General features: G+C 55.8%; 3 protein-coding genes and 7 pseudogenes. 3 read left to right on the forward strand and 7 right to left on the reverse strand.

The genetic code is table 11. The annotated features are described in order from the left end of the window. Positions 1 to 11 precede the first annotated feature (11 nt). A pseudogene (locus DK870_RS28925) lies at positions 12 to 281 on the forward strand (IS30 family transposase); the annotation flags it as partial. On the opposite strand, the pseudogene DK870_RS29815 reads toward DK870_RS28925, so the two are convergent. Together DK870_RS29815 and istA are read right to left on the reverse strand one after the other, a co-directional pair. Then, positions 282 to 740, reverse strand: a pseudogene (locus DK870_RS29815) (ATP-binding protein); the annotation flags it as partial. Next, positions 735 to 1,773 (reverse strand): annotated as a pseudogene (istA, locus tag DK870_RS28930) (IS21 family transposase); the annotation flags it as partial. The pseudogenes istA and DK870_RS29815, both read right to left, overlap by 6 nt. Positions 1,774 to 2,310: 537 nt before the next feature. Here istA and DK870_RS28935 point away from each other — a divergent pair. Further along, positions 2,311 to 3,310: pseudogene (locus DK870_RS28935) on the forward strand (reverse transcriptase domain-containing protein). 56 nt (positions 3,311 to 3,366) lie between these two features. On the opposite strand, the pseudogene DK870_RS28940 reads toward DK870_RS28935, so the two are convergent. From DK870_RS28940 to DK870_RS28950, 3 genes and pseudogenes are all read right to left on the reverse strand, one after another. Continuing rightward, a pseudogene (locus DK870_RS28940) lies at positions 3,367 to 3,682 on the reverse strand (IS21 family transposase); the annotation flags it as partial. 212 nt (positions 3,683 to 3,894) lie between these two features. Beyond that, positions 3,895 to 4,439, reverse strand: a pseudogene (locus DK870_RS28945) (aromatic amino acid lyase); the annotation flags it as partial. A gap of 66 nt (positions 4,440 to 4,505) precedes the next feature. Continuing rightward, positions 4,506 to 8,120: a transporter substrate-binding domain-containing protein gene (locus DK870_RS28950; RefSeq protein ID WP_161550406.1), complete on the reverse strand. Its 3,615-nt coding sequence runs from the start codon at positions 8,118 to 8,120 to the stop codon at positions 4,506 to 4,508. 349 nt (positions 8,121 to 8,469) lie between these two features. Here DK870_RS28950 and DK870_RS28955 point away from each other — a divergent pair, with 349 nt between their 5' ends. Beyond that, positions 8,470 to 9,165: a response regulator transcription factor gene (locus tag DK870_RS28955; protein WP_161550407.1), complete on the forward strand. Its 696-nt coding sequence runs from the start codon at positions 8,470 to 8,472 to the stop codon at positions 9,163 to 9,165. A 49-nt stretch (positions 9,166 to 9,214) separates the two neighbouring features. Here DK870_RS28955 and DK870_RS28960 read toward each other — a convergent pair whose 3' ends face one another. Next, entirely contained in the window at positions 9,215 to 9,916 is a 702-nt protein-coding gene (locus DK870_RS28960; protein WP_161550408.1) for a response regulator transcription factor, read from the reverse strand. A 316-nt stretch (positions 9,917 to 10,232) separates the two neighbouring features. After that, positions 10,233 to 10,639: pseudogene (locus DK870_RS28965) on the reverse strand (IS30 family transposase); the annotation flags it as partial. Between the last annotated feature and the right edge of the window lie 11 nt (positions 10,640 to 10,650).

Consider the following 10,650-nt stretch of genomic DNA (forward strand, 5'->3'; position numbering starts at 1 on the left):
CGCACTAGTGGTTAGTGAAGATGAATGACGCGACGGCAACCTCGGCGATGGAGGGCCTCAGTGCAGCGCTCAATGGCATGCCACTGGCGATGCGCAAGAGCATGACCTGCGACCAAGGCCGGGAGATGGCGCGACACGCTGAGATTACCCAGAAAACCGCCATCGCGATTTACTTCTGCGACCCGCACAGCCCTTGGCAGCGCGGCAGCAACGAAAACATCAATGGCCTGATCCGTCAGTACCTGCCCAAGGGCACGGATTTGTCGGGACACAGCCAAGAACGACCGCCTGCGCATCGATTCGCCCTTCATTTCGATGCGGTAAGCGTTGTGCACCAGCCGGTCAAGGATTGCATCGCCCAAGGTCAGATCGCCGATCAGCGCATGCTATTTGTCCACCGGCATCTGGCTGCTCACCAGCGTCGAGCGATGGCCGTAGCGGTCGTCCAGCAGCTCCAGCATGTCGCGCCGTTGCGCAGCGGTAAACGGCGCGAGGCCCCAGTCGTCCAGGATCAGCAAGTCAGTCTTGGCACAACCCACCATCAGTTTGGCGAAGCGGCCGTCGCCGTGGGCCAGGCCCAGCTCTTCTATCAAGCGCGGCAAGCGCAGATAACGCACGCTGTAACCGTCCCGGCTGGCTTTGTGTGCCAGCGCGCAAGCGAGCCAGGTTTTGCCTACGCCGATGGGGCCGCCGATGATCAGGTTGAGGCCATCACGCCGCCATTGTCCGCTACCCAGCCGCGCTTCGCCGTGCTGTTTGCTCAGGCGCAGGATGCCAAGGCAGGCGCGGGAGCCGTGCTGCGGATGGATTCGGCGCTCGAGGATGTAGGCGATAACGCCGGCCGTGTTCGGGCCGGTCTGCTCGGTCCAGCGGATCAGCCGTTGCGGCGCTCATTCGGCGTGTTCGCAATGGCTCTTGGGCATGTGCTCGGTCTGGGTGGTGTGGCGGCCTTTGTGCGGCGAGCGCAAATGGCTGGCCACGTGCAGGTTGGCGTGGAAGCACTCGACGGTCTGCGCGGTCAGGCGCACTTCGAGTTGGTGCTTCACCAGTTGGTACGGTACCGAGTAGTAGTGGCCGTCGACTTCGACGTGGTGATCGATATGTACCCGTACTTTTTTCCATTCGGCGTAGACGTAGGGCTGTTCCGGCAGCGGTTGCAGCGCCGGTTGGTCGATGGCCTCGAAGGTAGAGCGGCGCGAGCCGGGCAACTTTTTGAAGGGCCTTTGGTTGAGACGCTCCAACAGCACGCCGATCGCTGTGTTGAGTTCGCCCAGCGAGAAGAACTGGCGATTGCGCAGCACCGCCAGGATCCAGCACTCGACCACTTGAACACCGACTTCGACCTTGGCTTTGTTCTTGGGTTTTCGTGCGCGAGCGGGCACTACGGCGATGCCGTAGTGCTCGGCCAGATCGCGATAGCTGGGGTTGATGTCCGGCTCGTAGCGGTGCGCTTTGGTGACGCCGCTGCGCAGATTATTGGGTACCAGGATCTGAGATGTGCCGCCGAGAAAAGCGAAGCAGCGGACGTGCGAGCCCGCCCAGTTGGGCAGTTTCTGCGACCAGGTGGCCTCGGCGAAGGTGTAGCTGGAGGCACCGAGCACGGCAACGAAGATCTGCGTTTGGCGGATTTCACCGGTCTGCCGGTCGATGATTGGCACGGTCTGGCCCCGCGTAATCGACGAACAGCTTTTCGCTGGCGCGATGTTTCTGGCGCATGAGCATATCGACCTTGGCGGCCCAGAGGCGGTAGTGCCCGCAGAACCAGCTGCACTGGGGTGTGTCACGAACGCTGGCGTAAGGCAGCGATGCTCTATCAAAGGTGGGAGTAGGCCTCCCGGAGTCTGCTTGCAGGAGCTGGCTTCAAACCGCCCGGTGCTGCTGCGTTCAAAAGGCGTGGTGGTGAGCGACCGTTGGAAAAGGCGCCGATAACGGCGTCAGGTGCGTATTGAGAAGATGAGCGAAAGCAAACCGTTCGAAGACGCATCGTTAAGGATTCAAATGCTGTCAAAACCGAGGTCGCCCAGTAGCCTCGGGATCAGTCTGGAGGATACCTGCCTACTGTTCAGATGGCAGCCGGTGTATAGGCGGCATGAGCTCAATACAGGCTTTGATAGGGAATGTGAGAACCTCGCCTTTGATGCCAAGGGAAATGACAAGCGGCTACCACCGCAAGGAAGAATACCGATGCAAAGGTCGAGGGGCGGAGCCATTCGTAGTAGTGATGAAGTTTTTGTAATGAGAGTGGAGCGAAGGGATGGCGTTGCCCAGCTCGCTTGTATCGTCAACCGGCTTCGGCGGGGGAGGAGCGGCATGAGTGCAGCAAAGTCGTACAGCATTTCCAAACTCACAGTTGGGAGGCCTTCCAGCGAGTGAAAGCCAATCGAGGAGTCGCTGGGATAGATGAACAGTCTATCGCCCAGTTTGAGCAGAAGCTGCAACGTAACCTGTATAGGGTTTGGAACCGGATGTCATCGGGCTCGATAATGAACTGCTGTTCAAAGCGGTTAGGCATCATGTGAAGGACGACTGGATTGTGCTGTATATCGAGCGGTGGCTTAAAGCGCCGTTTGAAACGGCTGGTGGCATTCAATTAGCGCGTGACAGCGGTACACCCCAAGGTGGGGTGATCAGTCCTGTGTTGATGAATCTGTTCATGCACTATGCATTCGATGCCTGGATACAACGGACGTTTCCGGGCTGTCCATTTGCACGTTATGCCGACGATGCGGTGGTTCATTGCCGGAGTGAAAAGCAGGCATGCGAGGTCATGACGGCAATCAATGCGCGCCTGGAGGCGTGTCTGCTGACCCTGCACCCGGACAAGTCGAAGATTGTTTATTGCAAGGACAGTAACCGTAAAGCAGATTACCCAAGCACGCAGTTCACGTTTCTGGGATTCACCTTCCGGCCACGGGTGGCATGGGGCAATCATGGACGCCGTTTTACCAGCTTCCTGCCCGGTGCCAGTAGCGAGGCTTTGAAACGGATGCGGCAACAAACTCGCCGCTGGAATATCCAGCGGCAAACACCGGCCAGCCTTCTGGAGTTGTCAAAGCAGTACAACGCCACCCTTCGTGGGTGGTGGAACTACTATGGAACTTTCTACAAAACGGTGCTGCGCAAGGTCTTCAATCACTTTGATTTGAAACCGCAGCGCTGGGCCCGTCAGAAGTACAAACCACTGGCGGGGCACAGGCGCCGCAGTGCTGACTGGCTCAACCGGATGAAGAAGGCTTGTCCATCGTTGTTCTTGCACTGGCATGTCTATGGAAATGAGGTTCGATCGGGCAACGGGAGCCGTATGAGTTGAGAGGCTCACGCACGGTTCTGCGAGAGGCTGAAGTTGAAATTCCTTCGGTCTACTTACCAGCCTTGTGGATGGCTGAGTCGATATTCCTGCCAGAGCAGGGCCAGGGTGATGCGGGGGCGACGCAGTTCGGCGTGAGCCCATACCCCAGTCGGGTATCGGGCGTTGAGCGCTGGGAACAGCGGGTGGCGGTGGAGAAAGATTTCGTTGCAGCTCGGTACCGGTCAGAGCGGAGGGCCAAGTCAACCCGCTGGCAGCAAAGCGATTAAGGTAGTCACCGACGGTGGCTCGTCCCACTTGCAGGCTGACAGCAATCTGGCGGGCAGATAGGCCGACTTCAAGTTTGAGACGCAGTACTTCTCGAATCTTACGCATGGATACCGCTCCACGACGACCTCTCTGCTTTGATAAAAGAGTTCGATGGTAGTGAATTTATCCTGCGTCGCTGCCTGCCTTGAAGGTGGCCGGATGTGCGTGGAGTGGGTGGCCGGATCACCGTGGGATCAGTGGCCGGATGCTTATGGAATAGGTGGCCGGATGGCCGTGGAATCCGCAATAACTCACACGTTCATGGTAGATATTATTGATTACATGTTGGACAACAACTTGTTCAATACCAGGTCGTTCAAGCAGCCGGAAACCAGTAACTCACTGGCCGCATTGATATCCGGCGCGAAGAAACGATCTTTCTCAAAATAGGCCACTTTGCTTCGCAGACTGTTCCGGACCAGTTTCAGCTTGGGCGACGCCTTCAAACCGTCACGCAAGTCCAGGCCTTGGCAGGCCGCTAGCCACTCCACAGCCAGGATTCCACGGGTGTTTTCAGCCATTTCCCACAACCGTTTGCCAGCAGCAGGTGCCATCAATACGTGATCTTCCTGATTTGCGGATATGGGCGGGCTGTCTACGGAATGGGGATGAGCCAGCGCCTTGCTTTCACTGGCCAGTGCTGCCGCTGTCATCTGAGAAATCATGAAGCCCGAGTTCACGCCGCCATTGGCTACCGAGAACGGCAGTTGTGATATGTGTTTGTCATCATCAACGAAATGCAGCGCTCACTCAGGGAGCCGATCTCAGCAATCGCCAATGCCATATTGATGGCCACCGGCTCGGCGTGGAAGTTGCCGCCAGAGCGGTGCGAAAGCATGTTTCACACTTGCACATATTTCTTGCCATTTTGGTTTGATGCGGCTGGCCCCTAGAGGTCTTTCGATAGGCGTTGTTCAAGCGTCCGCATCACTGTCAACAATGTCTCGACCTGTTTTTCGCAAGATACCTGATCACCTTGGGAGGCCCGACTTTCCAGTTCGACGCAGGCATCGATCAGTTCCCTGGCGTCGGCCAATTGTGCGCCTCCTTTGATCTTATGAGCCAGGCTGGTCATCCTCGGTAGGTCATTCTCAGCTAATAACTCCTCAAGTCGGAGGCCATCCTTACGGTTGGTATTGATGAGTTCGTTTACCAGCGGCGCATATGCGTCCGGCGCCAGTATCCTGAGTTTTTCCAGTTCCCCGCCTGTCGTTTGCGCAGCACTTGTTCGGCGCTCCATCTGCGCCGAGATCGCGCCGATCTCTTGGGTTAGGATTTCGATACCGATGGGTTTGAACAGGCACTTGATCATACCTGCATCCAGGCAATCTTGAATGATGTGCGACTGTGCATTGGCGGTGAGGCCGAGAATCGGGTGAGGTGCCAACGCCTGGGACTGTTCAATAAGGCGTATCTGACGGGTCAGTTCATAACCGTCCATGTTCGGCATGTTGCAGTCGGTGATGGTCAGGTCGAACGGTGGATCAGACTCCATCCATTTGGCCAGTGCCGTTTCCCCGTCATCACAGGCGACAACATGATGACCCAGGTACTCGATCTGTTGGCACAATAACAGGCGGTTCGGCGCATGGTCTTCGACCACCAGAATGTTCAGGCCGCGACCTGCCTGGACAGGCGCCTGGATCGCTGCGCATGCCGGAGCTAGCTGCGTACGTTCAGCGATGAACTGAAATGCGAAACGCGAACCTTTACCGGGCTGACTGTCGACACTCAGTTGGGCGCCCAACAGCTTTGCCAAACGGGTGCAAATATTCAGTCCTAAGCCAGTGCTGCGTCCCCCTCCCGTGTTTGGCGAGACCTGGACAAACGGTTCAAAAATGGCTTTTTTCTGTGGTTCGCTCAGGCCGATTCCAGAGTCCCGTACCTCAATGCAGTAGCTTGCGAAGCCCGACTCTGCATCATCCGGCAACTGCCGCAATAGCAATTCGACAAAGCCCTCCCGGGTGTACTTGATCGCATTGCTGACCAGGTTGGCGACTATCTGGTTGAGCATCAACGCATCGATGATGATGTGCTGATCGCGTGCCTCGATCGCCAGCTCGAAGGTAAGGTTTTTGTTTTTCGCGTTTACCTCGAACAGCTTGTGAACGGATTGCAGCAGTTCCTTCAGGTCAGTGGGGCGCGGCGATGGCGCCATGGCCCCGGCTTCGATTTTTGAAAGGTCGAGAATGTCGCCAATCAACGACAACAAGGATTGTGCGGATTCGTGAGCAACAGCCAGGTTTTCATCCATTTGCTGCGGGCTTGCGCCGCGTACGCGCAGCATCTCAATCAACCCGATCAAGGCGCTGATGGGCGTGCGGATTTCATGGCTCATGCTTGCCAGGAAAATCGACTTCGAACTGTTGGCTTCATCAGCGACTTCCTTGGCCAGGCGCAGTTGCTCCATCAGTTGTTCGCGTTCGCTGATATCCAGCCAACCGCCGATGACCCCGGAAAACGTGCCCGTGCCGCTCTGGAAGGGCAGGGTCCAGTGATAGATCCGGTGATGTTCGCCCTTCACTTCGATTTCGAGGTCGTTGAACAAGGGTTCGCCGTGCTGCCCGGCCTCTTCGTTGATACGGTTGTACTGGCGGCTCACTGCTGGCGAGAGGACGCCGGCTTCCGGCAATGTCTTGCCGATAACGTGTTCCGGCGTTGTTTGCAGAAAGTCCAGATACGCACGGTTGCAGTGGACCAACCGGCCCGCTTTATCGCGTACATAAAGAGCAATGGGCGAGCCGTCGATCAGGGTTTTGCTGAAAGCCAGTTGGTCGCTTAGCGCGAGTTCGGCAATTCGGCGTTTTCTGATCTGGATTTGCAGATAGTAGTTCCAGATAAGGAAAGCCAGGACAAACGCAACAGCGATGCCGATGACCCTGAAAACATCGTCCTTGTAGGTGTTCCAGGCATTGGGAACGGCGGGAGCGACATGATTGCGCCAGCGATCGCTCAATGTCTTGAACTCTTCGGGGGGAATGTCCAGAAGTACCTTATTGATGATGCTCTTGAGCGCCATGTCCTCCTTACCCACCGCCATTGCGATACGGCCGGGTTCAGAACCCACCACGCCGGCTATGTGCAGGTCTTCTTGAAAATGGTGCTTGATGAAGTAATCGGCCCCGAACCGGGTGTGTACGCTGGCATCCACGTCATCGTCCGAGAGGCGCTCGATGCCGCGCACGGCGGTAGCGACAGGAACCTGAATGATGTCGGGATGATTTTCGGTGAGCCAGTTGGAAAGCGGGTTGCCGGAAGGAAGGGCCAAGCGCTTGCCCTTGAGCTCTTCAAGGCTGCGAATGCCGGCCAGTGAGCGTCGGCTTATGATGACGAATGGGCTGACCAGATAAGGGCGTGTGTATTGTTCGGGGCTCAGTCGCATGTTCCCGATGCTCAACGCCGCGATGAGGTCGGCCTGCTTGCCTTGGAGCTGCTTGAGCATGTTGGCAACGCTGTTGCTGCGGACGACTTCAAACTCCAGCCCCGTTCGTTGCTGGATGATTTTGAGCAGGTCCGCGCTCATGCCTTGCAACTGATCGTGGTCGTCGAAAAAGGTCAACGGCGCATAAGAGCCGGCGACCAATACTCGAACTTTTTTATGGGCCACCAACCAGGCCGTTTCGCTGGCATCCAGGTCGAGTGGGGGCGCATCGACGACAAAATTATTGGTCAGCCCCCAGCGCGTCGTTATCCGTATTCTGTCGGAAACGGGGATCGCTTCCAGGGTGCTGTTGATGGCCGCCAACAGCTGCGGTTTTCGCTCACTTACGGCGAAGTTGATATCCGCGGAGGTGGGCAGGGCGTCGCCGGCGATATAGACGTCATTGCTGTACAACAACCTGATCAGATACCGAGCGGTGATTTCATCGGTCCAGAAAGCGTCCGCCTGGTCGTAGACCAAAGAGGTCAGGCTGTTCAGATGGTCGGCGTTCTGGATCAGGGTTGCGTCGGGGTACTGTTCATGCAAACGATCACCCACGGTGTCGTCGCCGACGTAGGCTAGACGTTCGCCAGGGGAAACTTGAGACTGTGAAGGGTCTTCCCCGATACGTCGGACAATGACTTTGTGGTTGCGCAGGTAAGGTTGCGACTGGGTGAACGGACCGTCCAGGCCTTCACTGGAGTCATGCAGGGCAAGCATGTCCACCCGACCTTGCTCGAGTGCGGTTCTGGCTTGGGCGCGCGTCTCGAAACACCAGACTTTCAGGCGCAACCCGGTAGCGTCTCGTATGACCCCCAGAAAATCCGCGGTAATCCCTTCGAACCGGTTTTGCTCCAGATCCATGCGCAGCGGGGGAAACGCACCACGCCATAAGGCGACATTGATCTCGGGGGCGGTGGCTAACCAGGCTCTGGTTTGCGCACTGAATACCACCTTCGGGGCGGTGATCGGGGCATTGAGCAGCAACTCAACCGGTGCAGGTGCCTGAACCTGGGCAGCCGCGGGTGCCAGTGTCATCACCAGGCCCAGGGACAAGGCGAAGAAAAGATTTGGCGTTTTCAAGGCGTTCCGTTCAATGAGAGGTGATGATCAGGCCCGACGAGGAAAGCTTTGAACCCGGGCGCGTCAATGAATCTAGCAACCTTGTTTAGAGTTGTCCTGTCCCAAATGCCGCGCTGTGCGCAATGCTGTTCATTAAAGAACATAGATTCCTTGGGGCAAGGGGATAAATCTGCTCGCCACAAGGAATATACATGACTGATTTCTCGCAAGTTTCCGGTCGAGCGTCTTGTACTTCTCGAAAGCAGGAATCCAAGTTTTCTTTCCTCCCGCTCTGGGCTAATGTGGCGCGGTGGAGAAAGTCTCCGTAGGAAATTTCCGAAGCCAATGGCAGCGTGATGGGGTTCTGAAGATGAAGTGGTCCGTTGTTTCACCCTTGCGAATAGCGTTGCTCGACGACCATGCCTTGATCAGGGAGGCCCTGAAAGTCCGATTGTCTACGGAGGCGGATTTCAAGGTGGTTGGCGTTTGTTCGGGAAGTCCGGAATTACTCGAATCATTGCGCAATGAAAAGGTTGATCTGCTGGTCCTCGACTATCAACTGAGCGACGGTGAGTTGGATGGCCTGAGGCTGATCCAGCTGCTGCGCAGCCGCTATCCGGAGTTACGCATCCTTATTTTCTCTTCGGTAGAGCGGCCCGCCACGGTCAACATGGCTATTCGAGCCGGCGCCAATGGTTTTTTTGGAAAATCCCAGGCAACCGAGGAACTGATCCGCGCAATCAGGATGGTGGCGTTGGATCGCTTGTACCTGTCGCCCGCCATGGCCGTGGAGCTGGACTCGATCCCTCAGACCTCAGCAGCGATGAATGATGAGACGGACGTTTCGGAAAATACTGACGGGCTGGTGAATTATCCCGCGTTGTCACCCAAGGAGCGCGAAGTGTTGCGCTGTTGCCTGGAAGGTTTGTCGGTTTCCCAAATTGCTTTGAAATTCATGCGCAGTCGCAAAACCATCAGTGGCCAAAAACAAGCCGCGATGCGTAAGTTGAATGTCCGTACGGACGCGGAACTGTTCAAGCTGCATGTGCAACTCAAGGATATCTAGCTTGAAGGAACCGTAACCTTGACTCATGCTTGCTGATATCCGTACACCGTTATGTGTCGGCTCCAAACCTTCCGGAGTCGACGGATCTGTACTTTTGTTCCAGGTATTCTTGTCGTGTAATAGTCACCAATCCGTTGCGTTTGGCCAATTCATAGAGATCCAGTAATGAGTTGGACTTCAGTTTGTGCAGTACACGGGTTTTGTAAGTGCTGACCGTCTTGCTGTTGAGCAGCAAGTTTTCGGCAATTTCCTTGTTTCGCAGGCCTTGGGTTAGTTGATGTAGAACACTCAGCTCACGAGCGGACAAGGTTTTCAACAATGCTTTATCGTTATTTGGCCCCAAGGTCTGGCGGGGAGGGTTTAGGGTCCATTGGGGGAAATAAGTGTCCCCACTTTTCACGACTCGAACGGCATTGGTCAGTTCGCATAAATCATCCCGCTTGCTGACGAATCCATGAGCGCCCGCTTCCTTACAGTGGGTGGCGACAGGGTGAGTCTGCTGGGCGGTCAATACGATAATCCTTACCGGGACATTTTTCGCCACCATCTGATGGATGAGCGTCAGCCCATCTGTGTTTGGCAGGCCTATATCAAGAATCAATATCTCAGGCTCTACCTGTTCGATAAGTTCCAGCGCTTCTGCAACATTTTCTGCATCTCCAACAATTTCATACCCTTCGGTTTCCAACAGAAAACGAACGGCCATACGGACGGCTGGATGATCGTCAATGATCATGACTTTACTGTTCATGGGAGCTCTTCAGTTAATTGAGTGTTCGATGATTTTTAGCCCAAGGCCACAGCTTTTAGCAACGCACCTGGAATTTTTTTGAGACAAGTCTCAAATGACCAATGCTTCTTCATGGATGGGCGTGCTTTCAAATTAGATGAATGTATGGCTGCGGAGCTTCGATTAATTGTGTGCTGACATTATCAACCTTTTTACTCTCAATAGCTTTTGAGATCAATTCATTCGCCAACTTTTAAGACAGGTCTTATGTGCTCCGTCGAGCCAAGTCTAGGGAGGGTCTGAAGTAGGGCGGTTGCAGGAGCTGAGTGCAACACGGCTATTGAATTGAAGCTGGAGCATCATGGCGCATAGCGATTGCCTTCTGCATCACCTCGCCCAAACTTCGATTGGGTACTTGAAGTCGAAGCACTTACGCGGACGCATATTCAGTTGTAAGGCAATGGCATCCAATTGTTCTTGGCTGTGTCCCGACAAATCCGTGCCCTTGGGCAGGTACTGACGGATCAGGCCGTTGATGTTTTCGTTGCTGCCGCGCTGCCAAGGGCTGTGCGGGTCGCAGAAGTAAATCGCGATGGCGGTTTTCTGGGTAATCTCAGCGTGTCGCGCCATCTCCCGGCCTTGGTCGTAGGTCATGCTCTTGCGCATCGCCAGCGGCAGGCCATTGAGCGCTGCACTGAGGCCCTCCATCGCCGAGGTTGCCGTCGCGTCATTCATCTTCACTAACCACTAGTGCG

The sequence above is a fragment of the Pseudomonas sp. Q1 genome (assembly GCF_009935975.1).
Lineage (GTDB): Bacteria > Pseudomonadota > Gammaproteobacteria > Pseudomonadales > Pseudomonadaceae > Aquipseudomonas > Aquipseudomonas palleroniana.

Excerpts from the sequence above, each read along its gene's own strand:
- DK870_RS28960 (WP_161550408.1), bottom strand. The coding sequence starts at position 9,916 with ATGAACAGTAAAGTCATGATCATTGACGATCATCCAGCCGTCCGTATG.
- DK870_RS28955 (WP_161550407.1), top strand. The coding sequence starts at position 8,470 with ATGAAGTGGTCCGTTGTTTCACCCTTGCGAATAGCGTTGCTCGACGAC.